At 65.0% G+C, this 13,414-nt stretch carries 9 protein-coding genes and 1 tRNA gene; 2 read left to right on the top strand and 8 right to left on the bottom strand.

Annotation, left to right across the window (positions count from 1 at the left end; genetic code table 11):
- Positions 1–386 precede the first annotated feature (386 nt).
- Positions 387–647, bottom strand: a complete 261-nt coding sequence (locus XH85_RS25065) for a hypothetical protein (protein ID WP_128933938.1) — start codon at positions 645–647, stop codon at positions 387–389.
- Positions 648–904: 257 nt separating this feature from the next.
- On the opposite strand from XH85_RS25065, the gene XH85_RS25070 reads away from it, so the two are divergent.
- On the top strand, positions 905–1,099 hold the full coding sequence (locus XH85_RS25070; protein ID WP_128933939.1) for a hypothetical protein: 195 nt from the start codon (positions 905–907) through the stop codon (positions 1,097–1,099).
- An 81-nt stretch (positions 1,100–1,180) separates the two neighbouring features.
- Here the strand turns inward: XH85_RS25070 and XH85_RS45320 are convergent, their stop codons facing one another.
- The 7 genes from XH85_RS45320 to XH85_RS25100 all read right to left on the bottom strand — a co-directional run bounded on the left by XH85_RS45320 (position 1,181) and on the right by XH85_RS25100 (position 11,631).
- Entirely contained in the window at positions 1,181–1,327 is a 147-nt protein-coding gene (locus tag XH85_RS45320; RefSeq protein WP_164935015.1) for a hypothetical protein, read from the bottom strand.
- 178 nt (positions 1,328–1,505) lie between these two features.
- Positions 1,506–1,579: transfer RNA gene (locus XH85_RS25075), tRNA-Cys, on the bottom strand.
- Between the two features lie 118 nt (positions 1,580–1,697).
- Entirely contained in the window at positions 1,698–2,438 is a 741-nt protein-coding gene (locus tag XH85_RS25080; RefSeq protein WP_128933940.1) for a tRNA-uridine aminocarboxypropyltransferase, read from the bottom strand.
- 36 nt (positions 2,439–2,474) lie between these two features.
- A complete protein-coding gene (locus tag XH85_RS25085) occupies positions 2,475–5,579 on the bottom strand; it encodes an efflux RND transporter permease subunit (RefSeq protein WP_128933941.1) in 3,105 nt (1,034 codons plus the stop codon).
- A complete protein-coding gene (locus XH85_RS25090; protein WP_128933942.1) occupies positions 5,579–8,728 on the bottom strand; it encodes an efflux RND transporter permease subunit in 3,150 nt (1,049 codons plus the stop codon). The genes XH85_RS25085 and XH85_RS25090 overlap by 1 nt, the downstream gene beginning before the upstream one ends.
- A gap of 37 nt (positions 8,729–8,765) precedes the next feature.
- The gene (locus XH85_RS25095; protein ID WP_128933943.1) at positions 8,766–10,157 is read right to left on the bottom strand and encodes an efflux RND transporter periplasmic adaptor subunit; all 1,392 of its coding nucleotides are present in this window, start codon (positions 10,155–10,157) and stop codon (positions 8,766–8,768) included.
- Positions 10,147–11,631, bottom strand: a complete 1,485-nt coding sequence (locus tag XH85_RS25100) for an efflux transporter outer membrane subunit (protein WP_128933944.1) — start codon at positions 11,629–11,631, stop codon at positions 10,147–10,149. Before XH85_RS25100 ends, XH85_RS25095 begins: the two co-directional genes overlap by 11 nt.
- Positions 11,632–12,373: 742 nt before the next feature.
- Here XH85_RS25100 and XH85_RS25105 point away from each other — a divergent pair.
- Positions 12,374–13,408, top strand: coding sequence for a cysteine synthase A (locus tag XH85_RS25105; RefSeq protein WP_128933945.1), 1,035 nt, complete (start codon positions 12,374–12,376; stop codon positions 13,406–13,408).
- Positions 13,409–13,414: the final 6 nt, after the last annotated feature.

Raw genomic sequence — 13,414 nt, forward strand, 5'->3', positions numbered from 1 at the left:
GAGGAAACGTGAGGGAGTGCGCCGAGAAAAGCTTGTCCGCAGGCGTACAAAAAATTGGATGGAGGCGCCCGGCATTTGGGCAAGCGGTTGCACAAAAACTGTTCGCCCGGTCGCCAACCGACGCAGGCGCCAATTCCGAATTCGGGAGAACGAAATGATCTCGTCTGATGCAGCAATCTGCCGATCAGGGAATCATTCGGTAAAGCCGTTTGACAGAGATATGACGGCCCGCCGATGGAAATGTGACGCCAGAGTGGAGCATCTAGGGCCGCCTTCCCCAGCAAATCAACCGGACCTCCACAGTCTGTCCGCAGCATATTCACAAGTTGACCGTGCCGGATTCGTGAGCCTGTGCAAGCCACTTGCTGCGCACAAATCCACAGAGTCTACCCGCCAGCCTGATCGAACACGCTGCGACAGGCTTCGCTCAGGCTGGCCCGGTTGCGCCGCAGGCGCGCGGTGATGGCACGGACGTTGGGGATTTCGCCGGCGCAGAGGCGATAGACGTCGGGCGTGCAGGCTCGGCGCTGCTCTGGCGTTCCCTGCGCATGGGCGGCGGAGGCAAACAGCGTCAGAAACAGCCCGACCGTCGAGGCGTGGCGCGCCCGGTTCTTCACACCTGAAAACCGCAAGAACCTCGCCTTCATGACTGCTCTCCCGTTCTGCCCTGCCCGCCCGGCTGCGTTGACCGGTGTCGCAACAGACGGTGCGAGAAATAAACCCGCGGGGATGTGATTTTATTCACAGTGCTCGCAAGCGGAGGAACCTAGAGTTCCCAAAGAGTTTCAGGAATTGCTAACCAATCGGGCCCCCGATTGCCGGATCGTTAAAATGCGAACGATCTGGTCAATCGGGAAACAAACCGGCTTTGCGACATTGCGCCATCCGCGTTCCGGAGGGTGTGATGAGCGAAGCCGAATTCAACTTGCTGCTGGATGCCGTCCGGGACGTCATGATTGACGAAGATTTTGGGCCCGCGCCGGAGGAGGAATTCGTGCCCCGCTCGTGGTCGTACGCCGCAACGCCCAAAGCCGCCAATGACAATGAGGGCGCCTGGCCCCTCCTGCCCTTTCCGGACGGCTGGTACGCAGCCTGCTGAGCCACCTTCGCTGAGAAGGAAGCGCCCGTCTCGCGGGCGTTTTGCTATAGGCACGCGCCGACAACCCGACGCAGCGACGAATCAAGTCTTGACGCGCTCCTCGCCGTCCTGCGGCGCCCGGTCGGCTGCGGCCGGCGGAAAGATGCTGTCATAGATCGCGCGCGCCTCGCGAATGAGGCGAGCCCGCTCCAGCTCGGATTTCGGGACAAATCGGACGATGTCGCCCACGGCTTCTCCAACGCTCGGTTGATTAGATATCCCGCCCAATCGATGCGAATTCTATGCCAACGGGCCTGAATCGCGAATTTCCACCCGGCCCCGGGGAAACCCGGTAGCGAGCCGCGCGAAAGCAATGCTCGCGGAACCTGAGCCGAAGTGAGTTTATTCTGAAGAATCAGAGGCTTGATGGAGGCCACGACCAGAATTGAACTGGTGTACACGGTTTTGCAGACCGTTGCGTAACCACTCCGCCACGTGGCCCCGTAAGGCCGGAGCAATATAGGGGATGAAGGGTTTAGGCAACCGCCTTCGTCCCACTTTCCAGGCGACTTCCAACGCCTTGACGGAGACCTCGAGCGCTATGCTTTTGCCCAGCCTGTCAGGCTCGTTTGCGACGCCGGAAGTCGCGGCGGCCGCGCTTCGGGGCAGGTCTGGGCGCCAATTCCGGCATCTCGGCCTGGACCTCACGGTAGCGCGCCAACAGTCGCTCAAAACTGGCGTGCAGGGTGTCGGCGATATCAGGACGCCGCTCGAGGCCCGCGAGGATCGTCGCCGCCGCCTCGATGGTCGAGAGGCCGTCGCGGCGTGGCTCCTTGCGCAGGCGCCCGTAGCGCGAGGGGTGCGCCGGGTTCAGGATCACGCGCTGACACTTCAGCATCCAGGGATTGCGCCACCACAGCGCCTTGGCCTGGCTCCAGGTGCCGTCGAGCAGAACGACGCCTTCGAGCTTGCCGAGGATCGCCCGCTGATTTTCTGCGATCTCGCCCTTGCGGTTGAGCGCGACGATCTCGCCTTCGGCGTCGAGATCGGCGGCGCGGGCCGAGCCGAGATAGAGCACGGCCCAACGCGCGGCATTCTCGACCGGCCGGCCCAGCGCCTTGGACAGGCTCGGCCAGGACAGGCCGACGCGCACCGTGGCATCGGCGAAATGCTTCGCGAGCAGCCGGGCGGTGCCGAGCGCCCTGTCCTGCTCCTGCGGATGCTGGAGGATCAGGAGCGACAGCCGATTCTCAATGGGCGTGACGCTGTCGCAGATGCACAGCGGCATCGGCTTCTGGCAGTGCGGGCATTCGGGGATGGGCTCGGCCGGCGCGGCGGCGGTATCGGGCGCGTTGGACATGGCGCCGCTATACGCTCGATGCGGCGCCTCAACAACCTATTCCGCCGGCGCGGCCAGCGGGCGCGGCGCGGTTCGCCGGCGCAGACGGTCGATCAGGAGGTAGATGACCGGCGTCGTGTAGAGCGTCAGGATCTGCGAGACGAACAGGCCGCCGATGATGGTGATGCCGAGTGGTCGGCGCAGTTCCGTGCCGGGGCCGGTCGCGACCACCAGCGGGATGCCGGCGAACAGCGCCGCCATCGTCGTCATCAGGATCGGGCGGAAGCGCGCCTGGCAGGCCTCGAAGATCGCCTCCGCCGAGGACAGCCCGCGCTGGCGCTCGGCATCGAGCGCGAAGTCGACCATCATGATGCCGTTCTTCTTGACGATGCCGATCAGCAGGATGATGCCGACGAAGGCGATCACCGTCAGCGGCGTATTGGTCAATTGAAGCGCAAGCAGCGCGCCGAGACCGGCCGAAGGCAGCGTCGAGATGATCGTGAGCGGATGGGCGAGGCTCTCATAGAGCACGCCGAGCACGATATACATCGCGACCAGCGCGCCGAGGATCAAGAGCGGCTGACGGCCGCTGGTCTTGGCGAAATCGCCGGCATTGCCGTCAAAGCTGCCGCGGATGCCCTCGGGCATATGCAATTCCTCGACCGCACGCTGGATGTTCTGCGTCGCGGCCTGGAGCGGCACGTCGGGCAAGAGGTTGAACGACACCGTGGTCGAAGGGAACGACTGCGAGTGATAGACCGCGAGCGCCGCGAGCCCGCGCGTGGCGTGCACGACGGCCGACAGCGGTACCTGCGCGTCATTGGCGCCTGCGACATAGATGCGTTCGAGGTTGGAGGGATCGACCTGGAATTTCGGGTCGATCTCCAGCACGGTCATGTACTGGTTGCGCTGGGTGTAGATGATTCCGATCTGCCGCTGCGCGAAAGCGTTGTTCAGCGCATTGTCGATGTCCTGCACCTTGACGCCGAGCGCCGAGGCCTTCTGGCGGTCGATCGACAAGGTCAGCTGAAGCCCGCCGGGATCGCGATCGCTGGAAATGTCGGTGATGCCTTCGACGCTCTCCATGCGTTTGGCCACGATCGGCGCCCATTTCTGCAGCAGGCCGAGATCTGTGCTGGTCAGCGTGTACTGGTAGTCGGAATCGCTTTGTCGTCCGCCGGCGCGCACGTCCTGGGCGGCGAACATGAAGAGGCGGATGCCGGGCACGGGATACAATGCGCGCCTGAGACGGTCGATGACGACCTGCGTCGAGACATGGTCGCGCTCCTCCGGCGGCTTCAGGCTGATGAACATGGTGCCGCGGTTCGAGGTGGCGCCGCCGGGGCCCACGCCGCTGCCGACGGTCGAGCCGATGCCGGCCACCGCCGGATCCTGCATCACGATGTCCGCGAGCCGCTGCTGTAGGCCGAGCATCGACTGAAATGAGATGTCGGCCGAGGCGCGCGTCGCCCCGATCACGAAGCCGGAATCGTCGGTCGGGAAATAGCCTTTGGGGACCTTGATGTAGAGCGTCACGGTGAGAGCGATGGTAGCGAAGAACACCAGCAACGTCAGCAGCGGGAATTCCAGCGCGGTGCGCAGGGTGCGGGTGTAAAAGGCGACGATGCGCGACAGCGAGCCCTCGATCAGGCGATCGAACAAGGTCGCGGTGCCGGACGTGGTGTGCCGGATGTAATGGGCGCAGATCATCGGCGTCACCGTGAGCGACACCAGCGTCGAGACCAGGATCGCGAAGGTCAGCGTCAGCGAGAATTCGCGGAGCAGCCGGCCGACGATGCCGTCCATGAAGATCAGCGGCGTGAACGCCGCGATCAGCGAAAGGCTGATCGAGACCACGGTGAATCCGATCTGCTTCGCGCCCTCCTGCGCAGCCCGGAACGGCCGCATGCCGTGCTCGAGATTGCGGAACATGTTCTCGATCATGACGATGGCGTCGTCGACCACGAAGCCGACGGAGATCGCCAGCGCCATCAGCGACAGATTGTCGATCGAGAACCCCGCAATCCACATGCCGGCACAGGTGCCGGCCAAGGCCAGCGGCACCGAGATGCCCGCCGCGATCGTTGGCGTCAGCCGCCGCAGGAACACGAACACCACGACCATGACGAGGAACGCGGTCGCCAGCAAGGTCCATTGCATGTCCAGGACACTGGCGCGGATCGTGCCGGTGCGATCGACCAGCGTGGAGATCTCGACGCCGGCCGGGATCCACTGCTTCAGCGCGGGGATCAGCGCCTTGACCCTGTTGACGGTGTCGATGACGTTGGCGTCGCCCTGCTTGGTGATCTGGATCAGCACCGCCGGCTGCTTGTTGAACCAGGCGATCGAGCGGGCGTTGCGGACGGAATCCTCGATATCGGCGACGTCGGAGAGCCGGACGAAATTGCCGTTCGAACTCTTGATGACGATATCGCGAAACTCTTTCGCCGTGCGCATCTGCCGATTGAGCGCCAGCGTCTCGCTCTGGCGCTCGCCGTTGAAGATGCCGACAGGACCGAGCGGATTGGCGTTGATGATCGCGGTCCTGACGTCGTCGGTGGCGATGCCTGCGTTCGACAGCGCGACTGGATTGAGCTGCACTCGCACAGCCGGCTGATCGGCGCCGGAGACGGTGACGTCGCCGACCCCCGGCACCTGCGAGATGCGCTGCGCGATGACCGTATCGGCGACGTCGTAGATCGCGCTGGCCGATAGCGTCTTCGAGGTCAGCGCCAACACGAAGACGGGCGCGCCGGCCGTGTTGGCTTTGCGAAAGCGTGGCAGCGTCGGCAGGTCGCTCGGCAGATCGATGAGCGAGGCGTTGATGGCTGCCTGCACGTCGCGGGCGGCCTTGTCGATGTTGCGGCCGATGTCGAACTGGAGCTGGATGTTGGTCGTGCCGAGCGAACTCGTGGACGTGATCTGGTTGATGCCGGCGATCTCCCCGAGCCGCCGCTCCAGCGGCGAGGCGACCGTCGCGGCCATCACGGACGGATCGGCGCCGGGCCGGCTGGCCGAGACGAAGATGGCGGGAAAATCGACGTTCGGGACGGAGGCGACGGGAAGGAACTCGTAGGCGACGACACCCAGCAGGAACAACCCGATCGACAGCAGCGTGGTCGCAACCGGGCGGCGGATGAAGGGCTCCGAGATCGATGCCATCACTGCATCCCCTCGGTCGCGCCCGCGACCGGCGGGCCGCCGGATTCAGCCGGCGGCAGCGCCTGCTCGAGGCGGCGGTTGATGCGGTCGAGTGCAAGGTAGATCACGGGCGTGGTGTAGAGCGTGAGCAACTGGCTCAGCAGCAGGCCGCCGATGATGGAGATGCCAAGCGGGAAGCGCAGCTCGGCGCCGGTACCGCTCTCGATCGCGAGCGGCAGCGCGCCGAACAGGGCCGCCAGCGTCGTCATCATGATCGGACGGAAGCGCAACAGGCAGGCCTGCACGATCGCCTCGTTCGGCGACATGCCCTGCCCGCGCTCGGCCTCGAGCGCGAAGTCGATCATCATGATCGCGTTTTTCTTGACGATACCCATCAGCAGGATGATGCCGATCAGGCCGATCACCGAGAGATCCTGCCCGCACAGCACCAGCGCCACGATCGCGCCGACGCCGGCCGAGGGGAGCGTCGACAGGATCGTGATCGGGTGGATGTAGCTCTCATAGAGCACACCCAGCACGATGTAGATGGTGATGACGGCGGCGAGCAGCAGCCAGGGCTGGCCGGCCAGCGCCTTGGCGAATTCGGCGGCATCGCCGGCATAGACACCGACGATGCTGTTGGGCATGCCGATCCGGGTTTCGATCGTCTTGACCGCCTCGACGGCATCGCCGAGCGCCGCGCCGGGCGCCAGGTTGAAGCTGAGCGACACGGAGGGGAATTGCGCCTGGTGCGAGATCGCGAGCGGCGCCGTAGTGCGCTTCAGCGTCGCCACGGCCGACAGCGGTACCTGAGCGCTCGGCGCGCCGACGGTGCTGCTCGCGGCGCCCGGCAGATAGAGCTTCGACAGGATCGAAGGATCGCGCTGGTACATCGGCAGCGCCTCCAGCACGACACGGTACTGGTTGGCCTGGCCGTAGATGGTCGAGATCTGCCGCTGCGCGAAGGCGTCGTTCAGCGTGTCGGTAATTCCTTGCAGACTCACGCCGAGTTGACCGGCGCGGGTACGGTCGACATCGAGCTGTGCCCGCAGGCCGCCTTCCTGCGCCTCCGAGGAGACGTCGCGGAACAGCGGGTCGCGCCGCATCTCCGCCACCAGCTTGCCGGCCCATTCCGAGACCAGCGTCGCATCGGTGCCGGTCAGCGTGTACTGGTATTGCGAGCGGCTCGACTGGGTCGAGATCTGCACGTCCTGCACCGGCTGGAAATAGACGGTCATGCCGGGGATGCCTGATACCCTCTCCTTCAGGCGGATCACGACTGCCGCGACATCGTCACGCCGTTCGCCGCGAGGTTTCAGGGTCATGACGAGGCGCCCGACATTGGTGGTCGGGTTGACCGAACCGGCGCCGATGACTGAGACCACCCCGACCACGTCGGGATCGGCCTTGATGGCGGCGGCAGCCTCGGCCTGCCGCTTCTGCATCTCCGCGAACGACACATCGGGTCCGGCCTCCGTCACCGCTGTGATCGAGGCGGTGTCCTGAAGCGGCAGGAAGCCTTTTGGCGCGACGACATAGAGGACGAGGGTCGCAACTAGCGTGGCGAAGGTCACGACCAGCGTGGCGCGCTGGCGTTCCAGTACCCACAGAAGCGTGCGGTGATAGAACTCGACGGTGCGGTCGATGAAGCGGCTGATCGCGGCGAGGCCGGGCACTGCCAGCTCCTCATGGGCGTGCTTGAGCAGCCGCGAGCACATCATCGGCGTCAGCGTCAGCGAGACCACCGCCGAGGTCACGACCGCGATGGTCAGCGTCAACGCGAATTCGCGGAACATGCGCCCGACGAGGCCCGACATGAACAAGAGCGGGATGAAAACCGCGATCAGCGACACCGTCAGCGAGATCACGGTGAAGCCGATTTCGCTCGCGCCCTTGAGCGAGGCTTCCATCGCACTCTCGCCATCCTCCATGTGGCGGACGATGTTCTCGATCATGACGATGGCGTCGTCGACGACGAAGCCTGTGCCGATCGTGAGCGCCATCAGCGACAGATTGTCGAGGCTGAAGCCGGCAAAATACATGATGCCAAAGCTCGTGATCAGCGACAGCGGCAGTGCCACGCCCGCGATCAGCGTGGCGCGCAGCGAACGCAGGAACAACAGCACCACCAGGGTCACCAGCACGACGCTCAAGATCAGCGTGAACTGGACGTCATGGACCGAGGCACGAATGGTGACGGTGCGGTCGGAGACGATGGTGAGGTTCACGCCGGCCGGAATCGCGCGCTGCACCTTGGGGATCTCGGCGCGGATTTGGCTGACGACGTCGATGACGTTGGCGCCGGGCTGGCGCTGGATGTCGATGATGACGGCCGGCGTGCCCTGGTACCAGCCGCCGGTGCGGTCGTTCTCGAGACCATCGACGATCTGCGCGACGTCGGCAATGGTGACGGGCGAGCCGTTGCGGTAGGCAATGATAACGGGCTTGTAGGCGTCCGCCGCGGCGATCTGGTCGTTGGCGGCGATGATGTAGGATTGCTGCGCGCCGTCGAGCGAGCCCTTCGGCCCCGAGACGTTGGCATTGGCGATTGCGGTGCGCAGGTCCTCCATGGCGATGCCGTAGGCGGCGAGTCGCGCCAGGTCAGCCTGGATGCGCACCGCCGGCTTCAGCCCGCCGAGCACGGAGACCCGTCCGACGCCGGAGATCTGGCTCAAGCGTTGCGCCAGAATGGTGTCGGCAATGTCGCTCATCACGCGCAGCGAGATGGTGTCCGAGCGCAGCGCCAGCGTCATCACCGGCGCGTCTGCCGGATTCACCTTGGCGTAAGTCGGCGGATAAGGCAGCGTCTTGGGCAGCACGCCGGCCGCCGCGTTGATCGCAGCCTGCACGTCCTGAGTCGCGCCGTCGATGTCCCGGTTGAGGTCGAACTGGAGCGATATCTGGCTGACGCCGAACGAGCTCGTCGAGTTCATCGCCGACAGCGACGGGATCTGTCCGAGCTGCCGCTCCAGCGGTGCGGTGATCAGCGAGGCGATCACGTCGGGGCTCGCACCCGGAAGCTGCGTCGTCACCTGCACGGTCGGGAAATCGACCTGCGGCAGCGCCGAGACAGGGAGCGCGAAGTAGCCGAGCGCGCCGCCGATCAGCAGCGCGATGCCGAGCAGCGAGGTTGCGATCGGTCGTCGGATGAAGGGTTCGGAGACACCCATGGGTTACGCCTGCCGCGTCAAGCGGCTGTTGTCGGGATCATGGCTGCTTGGCTCCACCTCCCGATGCCCCCGGCCCCGGTGCCGGTCCGGTCTGTCCCTTCTGGTCACCTTCGCTGCTCTTGCGCTTGGCGCGGAACTCGCCGTCCTTGCCCTGTCCGTCCTTCTGGCCGTCCTTGGCACCATCCTTCTTCTGAGCGTCCGGCCCACGCGAGCGCTTGCGCGGGGCAAGATCGGCCGAGGGGGTCTGGTCGTCGCGGCCGACGGTCACCTTGGAGCCGTCGGACAAATTGGCAAAGCCCGTGGTGACGACCTTGTCGTTCGGCGACAGGCCGCTGGCGATGACGGCGTCATGCTCGTTCTGCTGCGTGACCGTCACGGGCTTGGCCGAGACGATGTTGTCCTCGCCGATGACATAGCTGAAGGTCCCGATCGGACCACGCTGCACCGCAGAGGTCGGCACCACCAGCGCCTGCGTCAAGGTCTCGACCTTGAGGCGAACATTGACGAACTGGCCCGGCCAGAGCTGGTAGTTGGCGTTGGGGAATTCCGCCTTGAGCCTGAGCGTGCCGGTGGTCTGGTCGACCTGGTTGTCGATGCCGGTGAGCTTACCGGTATCGATCACCGTGATGCCGTCATTGCCGAACACGTCGACGGCGAGCGCACCCTTCGCCGCCGCGGCGTTGACGCGCATGATCTGCTGCTGTGGCAGGCTGAACCACACCGCGATCGGCTGCAACTGCGTGATGACGACAAGGCCCGTGGTGTCGGAGGCGTGGATGATGTTGCCCTGGTCGACCTGTCGCAGGCCGACGCGGCCCGAGAGCGGCGCCACGATCTTGGTGTAGCTCAGCGTCGCCGCGGCATTGTCGATCGCGGCCTGATCCGCCTTCACCAGCGCCTCGGTCTGCGCTACCAGGGCCCGCTGGGTGTCAGCCTGCTGCTTCGAGCCGGCATTGGTGGCGGCGAGCTGCTCGTAACGCGTAAGGTCAATGCGCTGGTTGGCGAGTTGGGCCTGATCCTGCGCCTTCTTGGCCACCGCCTGATCGTACTGCGCCTGATAAATCGCCGGATCGATCTCGCCGAGCACGTCGCCCTTCTTGACGTCCTGACCTTCGGTGAAATTGACCGCGATCAGCTTGCCGTCCACCTGCGAGCGCACGGTCACGGTATTGAGCGCGCGGATCGCACCGACGCCGTCGAGATAAACCGGCACGTCCTGGACGCGCGGACTCGCCGCCAGCACGGGCACCGGCAGATCGGGCCGCTGGTTGCGGTTGTTCGCCTGCTGCTGATGCGTGACGGTCCAGCCGAGATAACCAAGGCCGCCGAGGATCGCGAGCGTGATCAGGGTCATGACCAGGCCGCGGCCGCGCGATTTTTTCGCCGTCCCCTCCTTCGCGCCTTGCTTCGTCTCCGGCTTAAAGAGCATTGACCGGTTTCTCCATCCTCGGCTCCCAACCGCCGCCGAGCGCCTGGTACAGGCTCACGATGGCGAGAAGCCGCGCGAGTTGGGCCTGCGACAGCGCGTCTTCCGCCTGGAACAGGGTCAGTTGGGTGTTGAGCACGGTCACGATGTCGGCAGTGCCGGCGCGCAATTGCTGCTCGGAGAGATCGAAGGCGCGGCGCGAGGCGGCGACGACATCGCGCTGCAATTGCAGCTTGATCGTGGTCTGCTTGATCGAGAACAGCGCGTTGTCGACATCGGCAAAGGCCTGGACGATGGTCTTGCGGTAGGTCTGCAGCAGTTCGTCCTGACGCGCCTTGGCAAGTTCGAAATTGCCGAGGATCCTGCCGCCGTCGAAGATCGGCTGCGTGGCGCTGCCGACGAGCTGGAAGAAGGCGGCATGCGGCTGGAACAGCGAGACCAGCGCCGAGCTCTGATAGCCGCCATTGCCGGTCAGCTGGATCGTCGGAAAGAACTGCGCGCGGGCATTGCCGATGTTTGCGGTGGCGGAGGCGAGCTGTGCCTCCTGCCGGCGGATGTCCGGCCGCTGCGTCAGGATCTCGGACGGCAGGCCGGGCGTGACGCGCGGGATCGCGATCCGGTCCAGCGAGCCGCCGAGCACGCGCACGCTCTCCGGCGGGCGCGATACCAACACAGCCAGCGCGTTGATGTTCTGGTCGAGCGTCTGGCGCAGTGGCGGCACCAAGGCCTTCTGGTTCGCGACCAGGCTCTCCTGCTGGGCGACGTCAAGATCGCTTCCGGTGCCGGCCTTACGTCGCTCCTTGACTGCATCGAGGATGCGTTGCGCGCTCGCGATGTTGCGCTGTGAGGTCCTGATGCGGTCCTGCGAGGCCAGCACCTGGAAATAGGCATTGGCGACGGCTGCAAGCGTCGTCAGCGCGACCGTGTCGCGATCGAAGCGGTTGGCGTTCGCCGTCTCCTCAGCCGTCTGCAGCGCGTCGCGGTTCTGGCCCCAGAAGTCGAGCTGGTAGCTCGCGCTCAGCGAGGCCGAATAGTTGACGACTTCGCGCCCGCCGATGGACAGGCCCGAGGCGCTCGAGCCCGAGGTGCGCGAGTAGGTTTCCGATCCAGCCGTGGACAGGCTCGGCAGCAGCGCCGCGCCCGCCTGCCGCGCCTGGGCGTCGGCCTGGACGATTCGCGCCACCGCAGCGGCGATGTCGAGGTTGACGGTCTGCGCCTCCTCCATCAGCTGCGTCAGCTCCGTGGAGCGGAAGCCGCGCCACCAATCCAGCGACGGCGGCGCATCCCCTTTGCCGGCGTATTTGTACTGCGTGGGAACATCGAGCGCGGGATCGGGAAGATCCTGCGTCAGCACGCAACCGCCCGAACTGGCCGCGAGGCACAGCGCCGCAAGCCAGCGCGCCGCGTGCCGCGTCCTGGACGCAGACCCCGGAGACCGCCGCATGGCGATCGCAGGAACAACCTGTGTCACATCCACCCCCCGCCGGGCAGGTCGAGCCGCCACCGCGAAGCCGGATTAACCGATTCGCGGCGGCGCAGTCGGGGGGCGTTGGACAACTCGTTCACAGCTGTGATGCTTTCTGCGGAACCTGAGACCCATATTAGCCGGGCGCGGAACTGCGGGACAGTCCCGCAGGTGCGAGAGGCGCGTCAGAACGGACCGACGTCAGGACCGCGCAAATGCGAGATGTCCTTGTCTCGCAGTGGCTTCTTGCATTTCAGCGCCGTCCTGTCACGCGCTCAAGCTTACTAAGATTTCATGTGATATTGCCGCAACACCGGTGCGGCTCGATCCTTATCGGAATGCTCAACAGCACCCACGCGATTTCAGCTCCGTCTCGAGGTCGGGCGACTCTCACGAGATCGTCAATTGCGACGAAAGCAAATGCGCCTCGCTCACGCAGATATGCTTTCAAGCTTCCGGACGCCTTTCACCCAGCTCGACATCGAGACATGCCGCCGAAGGCGAAGATTGTCGCGAGGACCGCCCACGACGATCGTTATCTTCTGTGCTCCGACGAAGATCGCCCATATTCTCCTACCGATATCCCGCCTCGCGGCCCGGCACATCATCGCCGGGTCTGTGCTCTCAAAAATATCCCTGCTGCGGCGGGGGCTTCGACCGGTTTCGCCGCAGCGCAAAAGCCTTCCCCTTTTGTCTTGCAAGCACTAGGTTCTGGCCAAGCTGATCAACCCCTTTGCCAGTGATTTCCCCCGATATGACCATTAAGAATGACGTTGTCGAAGCCATCGGCAACACCCCGCTCATCAAGCTCAAGCGCGCCTCGGAATTGACCGGCTGCACCATCCTGGGCAAGGCCGAGTTCATGAATCCCGGCCAGTCGGTGAAGGACCGCGCCGGCAAATGGATGATCCTGGAGGCCGAGAAGCGCGGCGAGCTGAAGCCCGGCGGGCTCGTGGTGGAGGCGACGGCCGGCAATACCGGCATCGGGCTTGCGGTCGTTGCGAGCACGCGCGGCTATCGCACCCTGATCGTGATCCCGGAGACGCAGAGCCAGGAGAAGAAGGATTTCTTGAAGCTGTGCGGCGCCGAGCTGATCGAGGTGCCGGCCCTGCCCTATGCCAACCCCAACAGCTACCAGCATGTCGGCCGGCGCCTCGCCGACGAGCTGCGCAAGACCGAGCCCAATGGCGTGCTCTTCGCCGACCAGTGGAACAATCTCGACAACGCCAAGGCGCATTACGAATCCACCGGACCCGAGATCTGGGAGCAGACCGGCGGCAAGGTCGACGGCTTCGTCTGCTCGGTCGGCAGCGGCGGCACGCTCGCCGGCGTCAGCCGCTATCTCAAAGAGCAGAACAAGAACATCCGCATCGCCTGCGCCGATCCGCACGGCGCCGGCATGTACGAATATTTCAGGACCGGCGATCCCAAGGCCACGCCCGGCGGCTCGATCACCGAGGGCATCGGCCTCAACCGCGCGACCGCGATCGTCGAGACGGCCAAGGTCGATGACGCCTATCTCATTCCCGACGCCGAAGCGGTCAGCGCGATCTACGAGCTGCTCCAGCACGAAGGCCTGTGCCTCGGCGGCTCGACCGGCATCAATATCATCGGCGCGATACGCCTTGCGAAGCAGCTCGGGCCCGGCAAGACGATCGTCACCGTGCTCTGCGATTCCGGCAGCCGCTATCAGTCGAAGCTGTTCAACGCGGACTTCATGCGCGCCAAGAACCTTCCGGTGCCGGAGTGGCTGGAGAAGCGTAGCAACATCAAGCCGCCTTTCGTCTGACTGCCG

Origin of the sequence: Bradyrhizobium zhanjiangense (assembly GCF_004114935.1) — a bacterium.
Lineage (GTDB): Bacteria > Pseudomonadota > Alphaproteobacteria > Rhizobiales > Xanthobacteraceae > Bradyrhizobium > Bradyrhizobium zhanjiangense.

Coding starts and splice junctions, on each gene's coding strand:
- XH85_RS25065 (WP_128933938.1), bottom strand. CDS start 647: ATGAAGGCGAGGTTCTTGCGGTTTTCAGGTGTGAAGAACCGGGCGCGC.
- XH85_RS25070 (WP_128933939.1), top strand. CDS start 905: ATGAGCGAAGCCGAATTCAACTTGCTGCTGGATGCCGTCCGGGACGTC.
- XH85_RS25080 (WP_128933940.1), bottom strand. CDS start 2,438: ATGTCCAACGCGCCCGATACCGCCGCCGCGCCGGCCGAGCCCATCCCC.
- XH85_RS25085 (WP_128933941.1), bottom strand. CDS start 5,579: ATGGCATCGATCTCGGAGCCCTTCATCCGCCGCCCGGTTGCGACCACG.
- XH85_RS25090 (WP_128933942.1), bottom strand. CDS start 8,728: ATGGGTGTCTCCGAACCCTTCATCCGACGACCGATCGCAACCTCGCTG.
- XH85_RS25095 (WP_128933943.1), bottom strand. CDS start 10,157: ATGCTCTTTAAGCCGGAGACGAAGCAAGGCGCGAAGGAGGGGACGGCG.
- XH85_RS25105 (WP_128933945.1), top strand. CDS start 12,374: ATGACCATTAAGAATGACGTTGTCGAAGCCATCGGCAACACCCCGCTC.